19 protein-coding genes are annotated in these 18,623 nt (G+C 43.3%); 6 read left to right on the top strand and 13 right to left on the bottom strand.

The features are described from left to right. Positions 1–4 precede the first annotated feature (4 nt). The 10 genes from R3D00_22000 to R3D00_21955 form a co-directional block, all read right to left on the bottom strand. On the bottom strand, positions 5–949 hold the full coding sequence (locus tag R3D00_22000; GenBank protein MEZ4775870.1) for a polymorphic toxin type 44 domain-containing protein: 945 nt from the start codon (positions 947–949) through the stop codon (positions 5–7). A gap of 72 nt (positions 950–1,021) precedes the next feature. Continuing rightward, positions 1,022–1,420 (bottom strand): hypothetical protein, encoded by a 399-nt coding sequence (locus R3D00_21995; protein MEZ4775869.1) that lies wholly within the window; start codon positions 1,418–1,420, stop codon positions 1,022–1,024. A 243-nt stretch (positions 1,421–1,663) separates the two neighbouring features. Next, positions 1,664–1,870, bottom strand: a complete 207-nt coding sequence (locus tag R3D00_21990; GenBank protein ID MEZ4775868.1) for a hypothetical protein — start codon at positions 1,868–1,870, stop codon at positions 1,664–1,666. A 289-nt stretch (positions 1,871–2,159) separates the two neighbouring features. After that, the gene (locus R3D00_21985) at positions 2,160–2,651 is read right to left on the bottom strand and encodes a hypothetical protein (protein ID MEZ4775867.1); all 492 of its coding nucleotides are present in this window, start codon (positions 2,649–2,651) and stop codon (positions 2,160–2,162) included. 5 nt (positions 2,652–2,656) lie between these two features. Further along, a complete protein-coding gene (locus R3D00_21980) occupies positions 2,657–2,989 on the bottom strand; it encodes a hypothetical protein (protein MEZ4775866.1) in 333 nt (110 codons plus the stop codon). Positions 2,990–2,999: 10 nt separating this feature from the next. Further along, positions 3,000–3,728, bottom strand: coding sequence for an RHS repeat-associated core domain-containing protein (locus R3D00_21975; GenBank protein ID MEZ4775865.1), 729 nt, complete (start codon positions 3,726–3,728; stop codon positions 3,000–3,002). A gap of 30 nt (positions 3,729–3,758) precedes the next feature. After that, a complete protein-coding gene (locus R3D00_21970; GenBank protein ID MEZ4775864.1) occupies positions 3,759–4,202 on the bottom strand; it encodes a hypothetical protein in 444 nt (147 codons plus the stop codon). After that, complete coding sequence (locus R3D00_21965; protein ID MEZ4775863.1) at positions 4,186–5,202, bottom strand: RHS repeat-associated core domain-containing protein; 1,017 nt, start codon at positions 5,200–5,202, stop codon at positions 4,186–4,188. The genes R3D00_21970 and R3D00_21965 overlap by 17 nt, the downstream gene beginning before the upstream one ends. A 126-nt stretch (positions 5,203–5,328) precedes the next feature. Then, positions 5,329–5,763: a hypothetical protein gene (locus tag R3D00_21960; protein ID MEZ4775862.1), complete on the bottom strand. Its 435-nt coding sequence runs from the start codon at positions 5,761–5,763 to the stop codon at positions 5,329–5,331. A gap of 11 nt (positions 5,764–5,774) precedes the next feature. After that, on the bottom strand, positions 5,775–7,088 hold the full coding sequence (locus R3D00_21955) for an RHS repeat-associated core domain-containing protein (GenBank protein MEZ4775861.1): 1,314 nt from the start codon (positions 7,086–7,088) through the stop codon (positions 5,775–5,777). A gap of 43 nt (positions 7,089–7,131) precedes the next feature. Here R3D00_21955 and R3D00_21950 point away from each other — a divergent pair, with 43 nt between their 5' ends. Next, complete coding sequence (locus R3D00_21950) at positions 7,132–7,440, top strand: type II toxin-antitoxin system RelE/ParE family toxin (GenBank protein MEZ4775860.1); 309 nt, start codon at positions 7,132–7,134, stop codon at positions 7,438–7,440. Between the two features lies 1 nt (position 7,441). Beyond that, positions 7,442–7,723: a putative addiction module antidote protein gene (locus tag R3D00_21945; protein ID MEZ4775859.1), complete on the top strand. Its 282-nt coding sequence runs from the start codon at positions 7,442–7,444 to the stop codon at positions 7,721–7,723. Positions 7,724–7,830: 107 nt separating this feature from the next. Here R3D00_21945 and R3D00_21940 read toward each other — a convergent pair whose 3' ends face one another. Then, the gene (locus R3D00_21940; GenBank protein ID MEZ4775858.1) at positions 7,831–8,484 is read right to left on the bottom strand and encodes a hypothetical protein; all 654 of its coding nucleotides are present in this window, start codon (positions 8,482–8,484) and stop codon (positions 7,831–7,833) included. Positions 8,485–8,496: 12 nt separating this feature from the next. After that, on the bottom strand, positions 8,497–9,282 hold the full coding sequence (locus tag R3D00_21935) for a hypothetical protein (GenBank protein MEZ4775857.1): 786 nt from the start codon (positions 9,280–9,282) through the stop codon (positions 8,497–8,499). Positions 9,283–9,688: 406 nt separating this feature from the next. On the opposite strand from R3D00_21935, the gene R3D00_21930 reads away from it, so the two are divergent. The 4 genes from R3D00_21930 (at position 9,689) to R3D00_21915 (ending at position 15,188) form a co-directional block, all read left to right on the top strand. Further along, positions 9,689–10,957, top strand: coding sequence for an HlyD family efflux transporter periplasmic adaptor subunit (locus tag R3D00_21930; GenBank protein MEZ4775856.1), 1,269 nt, complete (start codon positions 9,689–9,691; stop codon positions 10,955–10,957). A 26-nt stretch (positions 10,958–10,983) separates the two neighbouring features. Beyond that, the gene (locus R3D00_21925) at positions 10,984–12,321 is read left to right on the top strand and encodes an ABC transporter permease (protein MEZ4775855.1); all 1,338 of its coding nucleotides are present in this window, start codon (positions 10,984–10,986) and stop codon (positions 12,319–12,321) included. Between the two features lie 14 nt (positions 12,322–12,335). Beyond that, on the top strand, positions 12,336–13,790 hold the full coding sequence (locus R3D00_21920; protein ID MEZ4775854.1) for a TolC family protein: 1,455 nt from the start codon (positions 12,336–12,338) through the stop codon (positions 13,788–13,790). A 141-nt stretch (positions 13,791–13,931) separates the two neighbouring features. Next, a complete protein-coding gene (locus tag R3D00_21915; GenBank protein ID MEZ4775853.1) occupies positions 13,932–15,188 on the top strand; it encodes an asparagine synthetase B in 1,257 nt (418 codons plus the stop codon). Positions 15,189–15,199: 11 nt separating this feature from the next. On the opposite strand, the gene R3D00_21910 is transcribed toward R3D00_21915, so the two are convergent. Continuing rightward, positions 15,200–18,556, bottom strand: coding sequence for a GEVED domain-containing protein (locus R3D00_21910; GenBank protein ID MEZ4775852.1), 3,357 nt, complete (start codon positions 18,554–18,556; stop codon positions 15,200–15,202). Between the last annotated feature and the right edge of the window lie 67 nt (positions 18,557–18,623).

Here is an 18,623-nt window from a genome sequence, read left to right as displayed (position 1 = left end):
TTGATTAATCTCTGTTTAAGTACTTGTCAATTCCCAAATTGATAGCATCTTTATCCCTTTGTTCATCACCTACACCTGTTGTTGTCTTACCATTTTTCGTATCCTGATTATCGTCTGCTCCGCTTAAAAGTTTATCCCTATTAAATCCATAATGGGTTCCCCAATACCCGTACGAAATATTTCCATAATCATCATATCTTGTCAGCCTACCCTCATATAAAGTCCATTCCCCAATTGATATTGCTGCATAAGATGGAATTAAATCTAAGTTAGTTCGCTTTAGACTTTTGATATCATAATTAGCATCATCTGTCACCTGAAGACCAAACCACCAATCTGAGGGCCCCCCTCTAATATTTTTAGACCAAAACCCTTGTTCGAAATGGCTTAAGTTATCCTTAAGCACATGATTAAATTCCTCTGTTATATCAAACAAGTCCGATTGGAGGACGGGGGTTCCGGCAAAGGTACCTCCTTCGCCAGTAGCTTCATTATATTTTAGAGGATGGCCATCTCTCAAAGACTGACCTGTTATTCCTTTTTTTATTTTAGGATCTGTTACTTGACTACCAACCTCATATAGCAATGTTTCACTTACATCAGGTAAGTAATCCTCGAAATAGTATGTATTCTCTTCCAAACAAAAATCTCCACATTCTAAAAACGCATCTTTTGCTCTTGCAATTTCAGCTTCAGGAACAATCTTGATGACTTGAGATGTTCCCCAATTTCCTAATAAATATCCTTTTGCAGTGTAGTAATACTCCAACCCCTCCAACTCAATCCCATCAATAACCCTATTTTCAGAAAACGCATACGGCGAGTTCCACGGATACTCCGCACTCAACGGATCCACACTCAAAAACCGCCCCAGCCGCGGATCTTCGACGCGGTACTTGTAGGAAACGGCGTTGCCTGTGCCGTAGATTTCGAGGGAGAACGCGATCAAGTTAATGCTCAATATTCACACTATCCACACTCCAGTTTAAAGTTGAGTCCTGATGCATGTAAATCAACAATTTCACTTTTTATTATCACCCATGAAAACTACCGGAAAATATGCTGTTCCATTTCTGAACCAACCCCGAAAATCATTGCTTCCCGGATTATAGACTGACTTTCCAAAGCCTTGATAGTAATATTCTATTTCTCCTTGTATTTCTGTTTTAGCAATTGTTCTGACAGAAGGGTCTTCTATTGCCGTAGTAAAACAATCACTGAAACGGAACCAAACAGCAATGGAGGTATTTATTAAAAGCATAAGGAAATAACCTAAACCACTAATTTTTACATATTTTAGCCAATTCCCTTTACCTGATTTTTTCAGGAACCTAACTAAGAATACATAACTGGCTATTCCAATTATGAGCAAAGTAATTGACTGAAATAATACTATGCAAACTGACAAAAATGAACTCATAGTCTTAATGGGGATTAATATATTATTTTTCTCTTTTAGGGTTATCCGCCTCAACATCCTCGTAACCAAGGTCAGTTGAATAGAAATCTACGCTTGTGTCAAACATTTTGCTTGTTTGAGACTTAAACTGTAAACGATATAATCCATCGTTTACCGGAACAAACATAGGAACTGCCTGTCCAACTCCAGGATGATTCTGAAGATGATGGTGATTTCCATCACTTAGTGCCTCAGACCAAGCATCTACTCCACCGCATCCAGCACTCGGTTGCCCGAAAACGCATACGGGCTGTAAAAAGGATACTTAGCCGTCAACGGATCCACACTCAAAAACCGCCCCAGCCGCGTTTCTTCGACACGGTACTTGTAGGAAACGGCGTTGCCCGTGCCGTAGATTTCGGGATCGGATTCTTGAGATTGAAACCCAAACCGATACTCCCCCAAATTCAAAGAACGGCCAAATTGAACTCACCCCTGGCCCCCGTTCTGTGGAAGAGCGGGGGAAAATGGCTGCATTTTGCCCCACGGGCGCTGGTTTTATGGGGAAATCAGACCGGCGCGGCGTTGGCTAAGGTAATACTTTTAAATAATTAATTGACACATTTACGCGAGTATAATCTCCACCCCCACAGCTCCATCGGCCACAAAACTCCCGATGAGATCGGACAACATTTAAGGCAGAATTTTTACTTTAGACCTGTTGCGGCTTTGGGGAAGAGGACACCCCGCAGTAGCAACGTTAGTTCATTCTAGTTATCCATATTTCCCAATTATTTAATGGCCCTAATATATTTACTGAAAATAGCCTTGTTTCCTCATCAGTTGCAGGTTCGTATCCACAATAATAGCTATTTGTTTTTAATTCCTCTGCAAGAGATGCGACACGCTTCTGTAAATCTGAAATAGAGGTCTTTTGTCGTATTTCCTTTTCTTCAATGTCTAAGCTCAAGTCATAGATATTATCATATTTATCAATTCGGAACCACACTTGTGATAAAAAGATGTCTTTCAAACTAAAGTTTGAAAAAGTAAAAACGAATGCTCCATCTGAAGATCGATTAATGCTATCAAAAATCATCTCTTTCGACTCTAAATTAAATTCTGATGAGTCTGCAATAATGTTATACTTTTTTAAAGTTGACTCAGATAGCTTTCTAATCAAGATTTCAACTATTTTTTCAAGTTTAACTCTTTCAAATACTATTTCTATAATTTCAGTAATTTCTTTCATATATTCTAATCGATAAACCCTTTAAATGTCTTATCCATATTTAAACGAATGCCTCTTCCATCAGATAATCTCTTTTCCAAAAAGTTTATTCCGTAGTCATTTGTTTTTTTAATAAAACTTCCAGGTGCATTCATAATATCATCAAAGTGTTGCAAAGCTTGGTTATGCCATGTTGATTTATCACCAACTAATTTTCCCCAAATACTAGGGTTCCGAACGTGTTTACTTAAGGAATGCCCCAAAACCGTCGAACCTTTATATGATGAACTAGCTGAATTTAAAACATTTGAGTAATTAACTTCTACAGCCCCAAATGGCATCTCCTTCATCCGGAGCATTCCCTCCAATTCACTCCGCGACTTCGTCTATATGGGAGGCTCGTACCTGCTTGATCGTCGGGAGTTTGTTCCCACCCCGCCGAAACAGATTCCGAAAAGTAGTACTCAATCCCCGAAACCAACTCTCCAACTTCGTCGGCGCTTTTGCAGAAATGTTGACGGGATTTGAATAGGTCATTCCAACCGCTCCAAACATTCCCCCAATCATCATCGAAGCATCCCCCACATATTCAAACAGTTGTTTTGTCAAGGACTGGTTTACTTCTGCCTGAATCCAACTGGATTTTAGGTAACTTTGATCATAAGGATTGTTGAGGTTGAGATCACGAGGATTTGCGCCAACCAAACGGGTAATTGAGCGACCATCCAATTTTCCCTGACGTCGCAGCATATCTGCCTCATTCTCGTCATAAGCTTCCTTTTCCTCCAGCCCATCCAAATCCACCGAATTCACCGGCTTATTCCCCGCAAACTGATACGGTGTGTACCATGGATATTCCGGACTCAGCGGATCCACCGAAAGAAACTTTCCTAAGCGTGGGTTATAGATCCGAAAACCATAGTCGTATATATTCCCAGTTCCGTAGGTTTCCCCATCCGACTCCTTCCCGTTAAACCCAAAGCGATAATCCCCCAGATTCAAAGAACGCTTGTCGAACTCACCCCACGGCCCCTGCGCTTTCGTAGAGCGGGGGAGATTCGCGCTGGACTGAGGTAGGGATTTTTTGTACTTAGAGATAAATTGGGCGAGGTATAATATGTTTCATGCTTAATAGGTCCACCTTTCCAAACACCCATAGGAAGGGGGACAAATAAATGGGCATGGACACTCGAAAATCAGTCTTCCCTTCTCAAATATTAACTCGGTATTCTCAATTTTTATTGGTAGATCTTCAGGAAGGTCAACGGAATAAATGTACTGCTCCTCCTCTTCAGAAATAAAAAATAACCTACTAACCCCTTTTCCATTGAAGTTGATAAAAGAAGTGAAAGTTCTAAAAGTATCTCCTTCTAAAGAAACGATCTTTCCTAAATACTTAATTGTTTGAATACCATAATCAGCAGACAATTCTAATTCAATCGGATCCTCGCCAAAACCTCGGGAAAAAAGTTTAAAATCTTCTATTAACTGAGCTTGAAGTTGAACTGGGATAAAAGTAATGGATAAAAACAAAACCCATTTCAAAGAGATATAATCATTTATTCTTTTCATAGTCAGTCGTTGAGTTATTGTCGAGAGCATCTAATGCTGATGTGAGTTTTTCTGAATATTTAGGATCACCCGATCCATTATAGGCTTTTGCAGCGGCTTCCCATTTTTCCCCGCCGGTCCATTGGATGTTTCCTCCTACAATTACCCCATTGTTATATTTAATATTTGTCACTTGTATTCCTTTAAAATATAACCATTGAATCCCGGCATGAATACTTTCTTGGGGCGTAGGAACTATATCTTTTTTCAACCCTATTGTTTGCTTTTTGGGGTCCCAATCACCTCTTATAGTTGTTGATCCTGAGCCAACATTTACTTGCATTATGTCTAATTCTCCTTTTTTCCATTCGGGAGTACTCTCTATATAACCATACTGTGTTTCAGTGAGGATCATAGCTTTAATTAGATTCGGATCCAACTCTGGTACGTTATCAGGCCTTCCAGCACCTTCCGTTTTCTCTAAAGCAGTGCCATCACCTATCGATTCGTTGATCAAATGGGTTGAAGCAGCAATTTGATAGTCAAATTTGTTATAATCTCTATCTTTTTCATAAGCAGTTTTATTAAAAATCCTGTTTGGCATTTTCGCTATAGAGAAATCCTCACTATTTAAAATAGGCCCCATTATTCTACTCGCATCGATTCCTTTTTTCAGAACATAGGTTTCATGAACTATTTCTGTTACAACCCTATAAATTTCTTTGCCTTCTCTGTTAAAATAGACTATGTCTCGGCCATCAGAGTCTAAAAATGTTATAGGCGAATTGGCCACAAAATTATAAGGACTCAATTCTGGATACTCCGCACTCAACGGATCCACACTCAAAAACCGCCCCAGCCGCGCATCTTCAACGCGGTACTTGTAGGAAACAGCGTTGCCTGTGCCGTAGATTTCGGGGTCAGTTTCCTGATTTTGGAACCCAAACCGATAATCCCCCAGATTCAAAGAACGCCCCGGCATCGCCGAGCCAAAGGGGTAATAGTCAGTAACCGTAATCACCTCCGCCGCATACGAGGCGATGTAAAAGACTCCGTCGTTGTCGTCTAAGATAACACTTTTGCAAAATCATTTGACACAGTTTAGTGAATATTCTCAAAATAAAATTAACGCCACAGATTTTGTGGATTATGGCTCATATCCTGGAACTGGAATAACAGAAACCCACCTACCACTACACTTTTCCCCTTTTTGGGGTTTGTCTTGGATTACAAATTGATTTCGAGGAAAAGTAGAATTTGCGACAAGGTAATCAAGAACTTCTTTAGCTCTTTTCATACCAATATATGGGTCTTTTTCCTGTTCTTCTCTACAATAACTAACGGTAAGTCCTATATAATAGTTCTTAAGCGCTCCTTTACGTTTAAAGATTTCCAACCGTTTGATTATATCATTTAAGTGATAAATTCCTTGCTCATACTCAAGATGAAAACTATATTCTTTAAATTCACAACTCACTACCTCACTAACTCTTAACCCATCATCGTTCTCCTGAGTTTCCTGAGCTGTACAACCGATAGAACTAAAAAAAAGTAGCAACATTATTTTTATTGTCTTTTTCATATATTATAATATCAATTTTTAATAGCCTTTCCCTCTTTATCAACATCATTCTGTAGAACTCTTCTTCCTGAATTTGTATCATCAAATGTAGGTTTGTTCCCTTTATAGTCCTCATGGAGTATCATAGAAGCCTTTCCATTATTTTGAATAGCGGCATCTATTAATCCGTTATTTTTAGCAAATTTATATATATCAAAAAAATGCTGGCCATGGATATATTCCTTTTCCCGATCATTTGATTGCACATCGCCTTTAAACCCTGGTTGAGGTATTCCTAATCCCTTTTGATATCTTTCGTCAAAACCTAATAAATGCATAATTTCTTGCATAGCTGAATTTATTTCGACATTACTTTCATCAGCATCAGATGAAACAGGGGGAACCTGTGAATAGAAACCCATAAGATAGCCAAATCCTGTGGCAAGACTATTCTCAAGGACGCCATTTTTGCCCTTAGCTACAGCCCAAGCTGATTCTCCTGTTTCAAGAAAATTATCCCCCTCGTTATAATCAATTGTTTTACGATGACTCTCGTCTCTCTGTAACTGCTCTATATAGAATGAATTAGTTTTAGCTTTTCTAAGATAGGAATCGGGAAGGCTAGATTGTTTAAAAGTAATATCAATATCCACTACAACATTTAGTCCTTCAGTTAACGCCCCCGAAAATGATAGGGACCTATCAATACTGTTAAATTTATTTTGAAGTAATTTCACTGTATTCGATGTAGCCGCCTCTCCAATAACATGAACTGTGGTCGCTAGCTTTATATGCACGGTTCCATCATTAGTAATTGTTACAGAAATCCGCCCATCATTTCCATCAGGGTCAATATATAAGATCGGATTATCATTAAAGGCAGCATATGGGCTCATTCCCGGATATTTTCCTTCCAACGGATCCCTACTTAACCATCTCCCTATTCTCGAATCATACACCCGCGCCCCAAAATCATAACTATTCCCATCCCCAGAAATCTCCCCATCCGATTCCTTCCCGTTAAACCCAAACCGATAATCCCCCAGATTCAAAGAACGCCCCGGCATGGGTGCACCGAAGGGATAATAGTCGCTCACACTCAACACCTCCGCCGCATACGAGGCGATGTAAAAGACCCCGTCGTTGTCGTCTAAGATAACGCTTTTTTTGTCGGAAACCGTAGCCAAAATGTTGCCGAGATGGTTGGAAAGCTCATAATATTTCAAACTCAGCCGCCGCGTGTGGGTCGTGGCGGGTCCGGTTTGGGGAGTGGGCTTGTCCAGCGTCGTGAAGGTGTAGGCGAAGGTCTCCGAGTCGGGGTCGTCTTCGGTTTTCCACAACTCCATGTATCATACTTGCAAAAGTGTATCCAAGTGAATACATTTGCGTATGTATCTGATTGAGAAAACTGAAGAATTTGATAAGTGGCTACGAAAGTTAAAAGACCGAAAAGCCAAAGCCCGGGTACTGGTTCGAATTCAACGAATCGAGGATTCGGGCAATTTTGGAGATTGTCAGCCGGTAGGAGAGGGGATCCGCGAACTCCGGATTCATTATGCTACGGGATATCGGGTATATTTTAAAGAGCAGGAAGGAAGACTCATTCTGTTACTTATCGGAGGAGACAAATCCACTCAGCGTGAAGACATTGAAAAAGCCAAATTGATCTGGAAAGCATATGAAACGAACCGAAAATAATATCCATACCTCTAAATTTGATATCGCCGATTATCTGGAAGATGATGAAATGATTCAGGAATATTTGAATGCCGTTCTCGAAGAGGGCGACTCAAAGGAAATCATTGCGGCTCTCGGCCATATTGCCAAAGCTATGGGAATGTCCCAAATCGCCCAACAGACGGGCCTGAGCAGACCCAGCTTGTACAAAGCCCTTTCAGAAAATGCCAAACCCCAGTTTGATACCATCCTGAAAGTCCTGCGAGCTGTGGGAGGGAATTTGAAGCTGAATACGTCGGTTTGATGGGGCAAGACCCCGATTCACGACTGAAAAGGGATCGGATTTAGCTCATTCTCCGGCATCCCATGAGCGCAGGAGTCCTAGTAAGAAATCCCACTTGGGGGTTTAAACTAATAAACCTTACAAGTTGGTAAAGAATCTTTGAGCCATTTTCTGAAAGCATCTGTTTTCTCAAACAACTCACTTTTTTTTACACAATCATCATTAAATGAACAAACTCTTGTATCTATCATTGTTAATGAATGAATCTTTGCAAGTTCGTAAGGGAAAGACTCAAAGTTACGTAGACAAAAAGAAATTTTTGATAACTTTTGGAGCTTCCATATTGATTGGGGAATTGAAGTAATGCATGTAATTGAGAGGTTTAACGTAGTCAGACTATCTAGTTCACAAATATCATCTGGCAAATATTTTATCTTTGTATCCATCAAATCCAAAACCTTGAGACTACTTAATTTATTTATTCCAACTGGTAGAGAATCAAGGGTATTATGTTGTAGTGACAACAATTCCAATTTTGACAAGTTATAAAGCTCGATTGGTATATCTGTTATACTTTCATTGCAAACAAGAAATTTCAAGTTTTTAAATAATCCTATTTCCTTTGCTAAAGGTCTTGGATTTTCAGAATAAGAAATATAGAGTGTGTCTATATCTGGATTGGTTTCAAATAGATGTAATAAAACCGTAGGAGTATTATGAACCACGGTTTGAGAAAAGCTCAAATTCGCAGTGAAACATAAAAACAGAATAATCAACCTCATAGTAATTTAGTTTTAATTATTTCTACGTATTCCACCTGAATTAATTCTCTCAGGCAGATTATTATCTATATCTATATTAATTTGGGATCCTGGAAATTTAATATAAGTATTAATTGGATTTATCTTATAATCAGGTTTAGGAATATATTCAACCTTTGAATCTGTTTTCATTAAGAAATCATTACCTTCTAAATTTCCACTCTCATCGCCAATATTATAAGTTCTATATAGCTCCCTAAATTTTGCTAATGATTCGGCACTTATATCACGAGCATCATATTCATAATATCTATTTCCATAATATATACCTGTCCCATCATCTGGAGCTCCTCCTACCTCCACTAAGAACTTTTTACAAGTAACCATGCATCCACTTAAAGAGGTAGCGGGATACCACGCTGGATGCATGAAGGTTGCATACACACTCCCATCTGGTTTTCTTTTTCCGCTATCAACGAAAATAGTATTCTTAAATCCCTCCTCACCTTCATGGCTTCCCATTTGTTGGAAATATAGCTTTACATAAGAATTTGATGGTTGCTGGACATAATTGTAGTTCGCATTTGTCACTTGTTGATATTCAACCGGTAAAATGGTTTCCCTGCCTTTCCGGATTACAGACACTGTTATATCATAATAATTAACCTTAAAAGTATGATCATATCGGGGACTACTTCTGTGAATGATTAAGGAGTCTTCACCATTTGGGTCTATTATAAATATAGGCGAGTTTGCGAATGCAATATAACCTGATTCATATGATTTTCCTTCTGGGTCAAGACCCCACCACCGCCCCACCCGCGAATCATACACCCGCGCCCCAAAATCATAACTATTCCCAGCCCCATAAATCTCCCCATCCGATTCCTTCCCGTCCTCTTAGGCGGACAGGTTGGAACCCAAACCGATACTCCCCCACATTACAGAACGGCCAAATTGAACTCACCCCCTGGCTCCCGCTCTTTGGAAGAGCGGGGGAAAGATGCCCTTTTTGCGCCGTGGGCATTGGCTAAGGTAATACTTTGTAAAAAATCATTTTCCACAGTTTAGTGAACAGACGCTGAATTATATCACAGAACAAGCCTCCCGCCCATTTCCGCAGCATTCCCCGCTGACCTTTTTTTTATTTCTAAAGACTTAGGTGTAACTTATTGGCGTATTTTTCATTATACCCTGTGGTCCCATTCTTTATTTACCCAACTCCATGAAACCATTTCTCCCATTCCTTCTTCCGGTTTTCTTCAGTTTGCTCTTCATAACAAGTTGCGCCTCAATTGATAAATCCGCTTCCCAGGAAATCGTCGTCTCCCCTCAGAAAGGTAAGTTTGACGTGTCTGTCACATCCACAGGAGAACTCCAGGCCAAAAACTCTATCGAAATCTTCGGCCCCCAGGGCGGCAGACAGGCAGGCATTTATCAGATGAAAATCAGTCGCATTATACCGGAAGGCACTCTTGTGAAAAAAGGTGAATATATCGCCGATCTCGATAAAAGCGAAGTAGTCGGGAAAATTGCAGAACGGGAACTTTCCCTTCAAAAAGCACAATCTCAATACACCCAAGCCGTACTGGATACTGCCCTTACCCTTTCCGAAGCCAGAGACAATATCGCCAACCTCAAATACAGCCTTCAGGAAAAACTCTACGAAATCCAACAGGCAAAATACGAAGCGCCTGCCACTCAAAAAAAACTGGAACTTGACTACGAAAAAGCCGAAAGAGCCTACGAACAGGCAATCTCCAATTACCAGAAACGTATCGCGCAGTCTGTCGCCAAGGTAAAAGAGGTAGAATCAGACCTCAATAAAGAACAAAAATTTTACAACGACCTCATCGCACTCCTCCAGGAATTCACCGTCATGGCACCCGAAAATGGAATGCTGATCTACCAGCGCGAATGGAATGGAAAAAAACGCGTAGCCGGATCCATGATCAGTCCCTGGGATCCTGTAGTAGCTACCCTGCCAGACCTTACAGAGATGGAATCTATCACCTATATCAATGAAATAGACATCCAAAAGATAAAAAAAGGGCAAAAGGTGAAAATCGGACTGGATGCGGTACCTGACAAGTATATGTCGGGCATAATCAACGAAGTTGCCAATATCGGCGAACAACAGCCCAACTCAGACTCAAAGGTTTTTGAAGTAAAAATAACCGTTCTGGACACCGACACGACCCTCCGGCCTTCCATGACCACGAGCAACGAAATCCTCGTTGACTCGCGAGAAAGTACGCTTTACCTCCCGTTGGAATGCCTCCATGCAGCAGATAGTATCAGCTTTGTATTTAAAGAAACCCCTTCAGGCCTGGTCAGACAGGAAGTAATATCCGGGCTGATGAACGACAACCACGTCGAAATCCTTCATGGGGTGGATTTGAAAGATAAAATTTTCCTCTCTTTCCCCTCTGACACTACCGGACTGCCTTTTATTCCGCTCGAAAATACAAAGCTCGAAGCCAGCCGACAATAGCACCTACTTCTGACTTCCCGTAATCCATGCTAAACAAAATCATCTACAACTTCCTCATCGCACTGGATGCCATCAGCCAGAACTGGCTGCGTGCTGTGCTCACTTCCATGGGAATCGTTTTTGGCGTGGCTTCTGTCATTGCCATGCTCGCCATTGGACGAGGAACGCAGGAAAAGATCCTCGAACAAATGAATGCGCTGGGAGCCAATAATATCATTATCAAACCCGTCATCGAACAAAAAGAAGGCGAAGTGGAAGAAACGGAAGACGAATCCAAACGACAACCCAACCGATATACACCCGGGCTTACCATGCAAGATTTGAAAGGACTGGAAACACTACCCTACATCGAAGCCGTAAGCCCTGAAATAGAAATAGAAACCATGGCCGTGCGAGAGGGACGCAAGCGCAGTATCAAACTCGTAGGCGTCACACCTACCTATTTTACCAATGGAGAACTGGAATTGCTGGAAGGGAAACATTTTTCAGATGAACAAATGAAATACTCCCAGTCCGTATGCATTATCGGATACGGAGTTAAGGCAAAATTTTTCCCAAAAGACGAACCGATTGGCAAAGAAATAAAATGCGGTAAACACTGGTTAACCGTAATAGGCGTTATGAAGCCCAGAAATATCTCTCAGGAAGTGCGCGATGAACTGGGTATCCGAAATTATGATATGGACATTTATACGCCGATTCAGACAATCCTTCTCCGATACAAAAACCGCGCTCTCGTCACCCAAACCGGATTACTCCGGGCAGCACAACAGGAAGAAGAAGAAGGGGGGAATACCCAGACACCCGATAACTATCACCAGATCGATAACCTGGTGATAAAAATATCCAATACAGCCTACAGCCGCAAAATTGCCGAAATCTGTAACCGGATGATTGCAAGAAGACATAATCAGGTCGTCGATTTTCAAATTATTATACCAGAAACCCTCCTTCAGAAAAAACAGGAAAGTACGGATTTATTCAACTGGGTTTTACGGGCCATTGCCTCCATATCATTGCTCGTTGGAGGAATTGGTATTATGAATATTATGCTGGCCTCTGTATTGGAAAGAATAAAGGAAATTGGCCTGAGGCTTTCGCTTGGCGCCACCAAAAACGACATCGTCCTGCAATTTATGTGCGAGGCCATTGTCATCAGTGTTACGGGCGGAATTATAGGCGTAATCATGGGTGTGGGCATTAGCTATCTGATCGAATATCTGACCAGCATCCAGACCATTATTTCCCCGATTTTCCTGGCAGTTTCTTTTCCCGTCGCTGTTGCGATTGGACTAATTTTCGGCATTTATCCCGCCCGCCAGGCTGCCAGGCAGGATCCTGTGGTTTCCCTCCGGTCAAACTAATACAACCTATACTCATGAGATACCTGATTTTCCTATTTTCTTTTCTGGCTGTTTTTGCAGAAACCGCCCGGGCGCAAGCTACACGCAGCCTGACGCTCGAAGAATGTATCCGCATGGCACAAAGCCAAAGCCCTGCGGCTAAAATGGCCAATATGGGCATAGAGGCGGCCACTTACACCTATCAGGCATTTACAGCATCACTCAAACCACAACTCAATTTTTCGGCTGATTTGCCGGGGCTTCGCCGGTCTTATGTCAATATTCAGCAGGATGATGGCAGTCCAAAATTTGTGTATCAAAGCCAAACCTACTCAGACCTCAGCCTGAATGTCAATCAGGTATTACCTCTCACTGGGGGAAGTATTTCTGTGTTTTCCTCCCTTTCCAATTTCTCCTTTCTCAGCGACAACGGCTTTACCAACTGGCGTTCCAATCCATTTGGGATCCGCATCAGTCAGCCGCTGTTTCAGTTGAATAGCACCAAATGGAATAAAACGGAACAAGCGATGCGTTTTGACCTGGCAAAAATCGATTACCTCCAGGAACGCGAAAATATCGCAGTGGAAATTACCCAAAGATATTTTCTCGCGCTAATCGCCCAGCAGGGTATTCGTCGGGCGCAAAACAATGTCATCAATAATGATACAATTTTTAACCTATCGCAAGGGAGGTTCAGCGTCGGGAGAATCGCGGAAAATGAATTATTGGAAAGCGAACTCAATCTGATGAATGCCCGTGCAGATCTTTCTCAGGCACAAATGGACTATGAGCGGTCGATGGTAGAACTTATCACTGCCCTCGGGCTGGAAAAAAATACCCAACTCGAAATTGCCATTCCCGAAATCCTTCCGGAGATTACGGTAGACCCCGACGAAGCCGTTGTGCAGGCGTTAAAGTTTAGCAGACAGATCAAAAACAACGAACTTTCCCGACTTCTGGCTGAGCGAAATGTACGTGCTGCTGCCTCGGGAAACCGGTTCACCGCAGATATTACAGCATCCTTTGGACTAAACCAGACTGGGCCTACATTCAATGACGCATTTACCAATCCTATCGATCAGGAATTTTTTACGATCGGATTGAATGTGCCGATAATACAATGGGGCGCAGGCAAAGCAGAAATATCGGCGGCAAATACCCGGCAAGAGCAAACCCAGACCCGTATTGAACAACAAAACCGGGAATACGAAGTCGCCATCTACTATCAGGTACAAAATCTTCGCCAGTTGAAAAACCAGGTAGAAATTTCCAATAAATCCGACGACGTTGCCAGCCGAAGGTACGAAATCACCCGCAACCGCTATCTGATTGGGAAAGTTACCATTCAGGACCTTTTTATCGCCCAGCGCGAAAAAGATCAGGCACAGATCAACCGCATCGCCAATCTTCAATCCTTCTGGGTTGCCCTGGCGGAGTTGCGAGCCGCCACGCTATATGATTTTGTGGAAATGCGCCCTGTGCAGGATTGATACTGATCGGAGGCTGAGGCTCCCGAAGCCATCAATCGGTGAGCCTACCCGTAAGGTTTCTTTTCATAAAACAATTAAATCCGCGAATAATTGCTTAAATTGATTTACCCGGTTTAATGTCAAGATTTCAATGGTAATTTTATGAAAAACCTTGTATTTCTGATCTTGTTTGGCAGTTCTGTTTCTATAGTTCAGGCAGATTATTTGCTTATCCCCATGGATTATTCGCAGACAGAGCACTTAAAAGCTTATGGCATAGCGTATTGGGTGCTTGAATACAATGTCAACGTAGAATGGTTGCTCAATTACCGGGGCGGAAGTTTTATGTTTCCTTTTCTTCCGGCATTTGAAACCGAACTTCAGATCAGAGGTGTAAAATATGACCGGATTTCAGACGGGAAGTCTTCTGAAATTCTCGCATATGTCACTTCTGAATCCGTGAATATGGATGCAGTCAAGCTGGAAACCGCCCCACGTATTGCCGTTTATTCGCCGCCTACCAATCAGCCCTGGGACGATGCCGTTACCATTGCGCTTACCTATGCGGAGATTCCTTATGATAAATTATACGACCAGGAAGTCATGGAGGGGAAACTCGACGGCTATGACTGGCTTCACCTTCACCATGAAGATTTTACCGGTCAATACGGAAAGTTTCACGCGACCAACTCTGACGCTTCCTGGTACAGAGAAGAAGTAAAACAGCAGGAAAGTACAGCACGTCTTTTTGGTTTTGAAAAAGTTAGTCAGTTGAAATTAAGTGTGGCGAAAAAAATCAAAGATTTTCTCAATCAGGGAGGGTTTTTGTTTGCCATGTGCTCTGCTACTGATACTTATGATATTGCCCTCGCAGCCGAAGGCGTCGATATATGCGGGCAGGTTTACGATGGCGACCCCATGGACAACAACGCCGATGCGCAGCTTGATTTTAGTAAAACCCTTGCCTTTCAGAACTTTAAACTTGTAGAAAGCCCATTTATCTATGAATATTCCGACATCGACGTTACGGGAAACCGGCGCGTGCCTATGGATATGGACTATTTTACCTTGTTTGAGTTTTCGGCCAAATGGGACCCCGTACCTACCATGCTGTGCCAGAATCATACCCGCACAATCAAAGGATTTCTGGGACAAACGACTGCCTTTGACAAGTCCATGATCAAACCGGGAGTAATAATTATGGGCGAATTAAACGCTTTTGGGGAGGCGCGCTACATCCACGGCAATTTGGGCAAAGGGATGTGGACTTTCTATGGCGGACATGATCCGGAAGATTATCGCCATACTTTAGGCGAAGATGCTACAGACCTGACACTGCACCCCCATTCTCCCGGCTACAGACTCATACTCAACAATATCCTTTTCCCCGCCGCCAAAAAGAAAAAGCAAAAAACCTGATTTCGTAGTTATCAGATTTTCACTATCATCCGTATCCATCGTTGTTCTCCGATATTTACCGCTATCAGGTACACACCTGCCGGTAAAAGGGAAAGGTCTGCTTCTACCTCCGGGGTTGAGAGAAAATTCTTGTGTAACATCATGGCACCCATTGAATTGTAAACAGAAAAACCTGTCAGGGGGATTGAAGAAGTCAGCGAAAATCTCCCGTCGGTGGGGTTGGGAAAAAGTTTGATTTCCGGTTCAGGCAACGTAGGATCAACCCCAACACCCGGTGAAATCGCCCCGCAGTAATCCTGCCATTCACCGGAAGAGAAGGTTCCACAAGCCGAAGGAATACTGTCTCCGCGCATACCTACACGGATACGCGCTGTACCAAAAGCGGCGTCGGCAGGTACCAAAAACTTACCCGTTGCAGAATCAGTGGAAGAGACAGAAACAAAAGCCGTTTCACCCTCATCCTCAAAATCTCCATCCTGATTCCAGTCTGCCCATATTGACCAGTATTGCGGCAAAGGATTTAAAGAATAACCGGAAGCTAATTCAACCACAACTGAATCGCCCCTGCGGAGCGGTATTTGCGTTTGGGTATAGTCGCCATAACCTTGATCCGGGCCGGAAATATGCTGAATATCGCCAATCCGGACTTTCCGCAACCATATATCGCTGATATCCGGGCCATTTACTGTACAATAATCCAGATCGCGGCAGTTTCCACAGCCTTTGGTATAAAAAATCACGGGGGAGGAAAAACTGCTCGTAACCTCAGGACAGACAACCCGAACCTGCACCTCATATCCGTCACAAATGCCGGGGAGGTTGAGTCTGAGCAATGGCGTTGCCACCGGGTAAATCGATACGCCACCCGTAGAAAGCTTTTTTAGCCGCACCTCGTACAAATCAGCTCCCCCGGTCCAGGTGATATGCAGGGAATCCGTTCCCGGCACAAAAACCACTTCCGGAGCAGTCGGAGCCGGGCAAATCACCTGATCCGTTTCTGTAAGCGTAATACAATAATCCTCGACCTCTCCTTCATTAAAAATTTCGCAGGGCTGCGGCACCTGATTGCCACCAAATCCGCCAAACTTCATGCTGATCCGCATACGCGTTGAGCCTGCGATTGTACCTGGAGGAATGAGTATTTGGGCTGCTACCTGGCCGGACAGCGCTGCCGGAGTACCAAACATTCTTTCCGTACCATCATCAAACAATCCGTCCTGATTGAGGTCAATCCACACCCTCCACGACTCAGAAAAGGCAAAACCCGTATAACCCGGTGTAAGTACCAGTTCATAAAGAGAGTCTATGACAAGCTGAAACGACTGGCCGGTAAAATTGCCGTAGCCATCGTTTTTGCCGCTGGTATTTAGTACAGGTCCAAGGGCAACCTCTCTAATCCATTCGAAGCCCACATCATTGCCGCGGGAAATACAATAGGTCTGATCAAGACATGCACCACACCCGCTGGTTCTGAAACTACGGGTAGCCGAATAACCATTATCCAGCGCACTACAGACGGCTTTCACCCTAACCAGATACACTGTACAAGGCAGGAGGTCTTCAACGACAAAAAAAGTATCTGTCAGCTCAATAGGCGCCCCAAAAGAATCAGCAAGTGCGCGAATCTGGTATTCGTAGTGATCAGCACCAAATACCGTAGTCCATGAAAAATGAGCGGAAGTATCGCTCAAAACCGTAACTTCGGGCGCCTGGGGAGGTTTACAACACCCTTCCGTAACAAACAACTGAGTACCAAAAAATCCGCTGGAAAGCGTATCACAAGCCGCGGCAACCTGAAACTCATAGGCAGAACAGGTGGTAAGTCCGGTAAGCATAAAAAACGTATCCGGGGCAAAAAAAGAAGCAGCCCACACCGTATCGCCCAACGGCCTGTAACGAACGACAAACTGGTCAGCCGTATCGGATTGCCACCACGTAAGCAAGGCTGAAGTATCGGTAAGATTCTGACTTGTCAGGTTGTAAGGAGGCAAACAGCCATTGGAGAAACTTCCACAACTGTCCTGAATCGTCAGTAAAGCCTGATAGGCATTGAGTCTGCCACCGGTAGCGACCAATCCCTGGAGGCTGCCCAGCGTATCTACAGACTGAAGGAGAAAATCTTTGAGTTTAAGGGCTGCGGCGGCGGGATCATTTTTATACAAAATCATCAGTCCGGGACAGGCGTAAGAAGCCATTAAGGCAAGTGTACCAGATACTTGTGGCGCGGCAAAAGAGGTACCCGTATCATACCCGTAGTTATTCCCGGGGAGCGTGGAGTAAATCTGCGTACCAGGCGCTCCCAGATCAATGGTAGTCAGTCCAAAAGCCGCATCGGAGCGTTTGGTGTCGGAAGCGGTGGTATTGGTAACAGCAATCATCCAGGGACTGCTACAGGCCGAAGGCACATCACCGACAATGTCCACATTCTGTGGGGTATTCATCGTACTTACTACACTCAACACTCCCTGATGGCCGAGTGAGTCGTACAACGCACACCATATCGGGAAATTGGCGGGGTTGCCAAAATTGACGCCAAAAGAACTATTCGCCACCACCACAAAAGCGCCGGAAGAGCCGTTGGTCTGGTTGTAAAGTGTACGCATTTCCAGAACATAACCATAGCCGGCAACAACAATAGCTTCACTCACAGAAGACCCCACCACGGGCATGATCTGCGTATTCCAGCTTACTCCTACCCCACCCTTCCCGTTGTTGGGTTTTGCAGAAGCTACTCCGGCAACCAGCGTACCGTGTACATCCGCAGGAATATTCCCATCGTCGGAAAACGCATTCCAGCCATCGTAATCATCGATATAACCGTTGCCATCATCATCGGCACCATTTCCCGGAATTTCCCCTTTATTTTTCCATAAAAGAAGATCTTCCTGTGTAAGGGCCGTTCCACCATCCACAATCGCAATCACAATACTGTCTCCCAGCACGGTTACCCCTCCGGTTGCGAGATCCCAGGCCTCTGTGGCATCGATATCAGCATCAGGAACTCCGCCAAACTGCCCCGTATTGTTGAGGGCCCACTGGTTGGGGAATCCCGGGTCTGTAGGAATCGTTGTCAAAGACCCGCGCCGTGTGATCCGGTGATTGTGCTGAGCCAGGGAAACCGCAGGATGCGCAGAAAGAAGGCGAAGCAGGATATCTGTGTTTACCCCGGCAGTATCACAGGCAAATAGGTGGATATTCAGGCGGGGAACCAGGGTCCGGACATGATGGAATCGCACCATTTTCTGATTGATATACAGAGGTTTATGAGAAAAAGCATCAAAAGAAACCCCATGCTCAAGCATAACAATAAATTCACCCTTTATTTGTGTGGTTTCCTGTGCGTATATTTCTGCTGAATAAAAAAACATAAAAAAAATCCAGCTGGTTAACATTAACCTTTGTATCATAGAATAATTCTTTTATCGGAATAAGCGT

It is taken from the genome of Bacteroidia bacterium, from assembly GCA_041391665.1.
Lineage (GTDB): Bacteria > Bacteroidota > Bacteroidia > J057 > J057 > JAGQVA01.
This window is presented reverse-complemented; position numbering and strand designations above follow the sequence as displayed.

Bases quoted from the DNA above. Each gene is read 5' to 3' on its own strand.
- R3D00_21980 (MEZ4775866.1), bottom strand. From the start codon at position 2,989: ATGCTCCGGATGAAGGAGATGCCATTTGGGGCTGTAGAAGTTAATTAC.
- R3D00_21915 (MEZ4775853.1), top strand. From the start codon at position 13,932: ATGAAAAACCTTGTATTTCTGATCTTGTTTGGCAGTTCTGTTTCTATA.
- R3D00_21955 (MEZ4775861.1), bottom strand. From the start codon at position 7,088: ATGGAGTTGTGGAAAACCGAAGACGACCCCGACTCGGAGACCTTCGCC.
- R3D00_21910 (MEZ4775852.1), bottom strand. From the start codon at position 18,556: ATGTTTTTTTATTCAGCAGAAATATACGCACAGGAAACCACACAAATA.
- R3D00_21940 (MEZ4775858.1), bottom strand. From the start codon at position 8,484: ATGAGGTTGATTATTCTGTTTTTATGTTTCACTGCGAATTTGAGCTTT.
- R3D00_21925 (MEZ4775855.1), top strand. From the start codon at position 10,984: ATGCTAAACAAAATCATCTACAACTTCCTCATCGCACTGGATGCCATC.
- R3D00_21960 (MEZ4775862.1), bottom strand. From the start codon at position 5,763: ATGAAAAAGACAATAAAAATAATGTTGCTACTTTTTTTTAGTTCTATC.
- R3D00_21995 (MEZ4775869.1), bottom strand. From the start codon at position 1,420: ATGAGTTCATTTTTGTCAGTTTGCATAGTATTATTTCAGTCAATTACT.
- R3D00_21985 (MEZ4775867.1), bottom strand. From the start codon at position 2,651: ATGAAAGAAATTACTGAAATTATAGAAATAGTATTTGAAAGAGTTAAA.
- R3D00_21930 (MEZ4775856.1), top strand. From the start codon at position 9,689: ATGAAACCATTTCTCCCATTCCTTCTTCCGGTTTTCTTCAGTTTGCTC.
- R3D00_21920 (MEZ4775854.1), top strand. From the start codon at position 12,336: ATGAGATACCTGATTTTCCTATTTTCTTTTCTGGCTGTTTTTGCAGAA.
- R3D00_21950 (MEZ4775860.1), top strand. From the start codon at position 7,132: ATGTATCTGATTGAGAAAACTGAAGAATTTGATAAGTGGCTACGAAAG.
- R3D00_21970 (MEZ4775864.1), bottom strand. From the start codon at position 4,202: ATGAAAAGAATAAATGATTATATCTCTTTGAAATGGGTTTTGTTTTTA.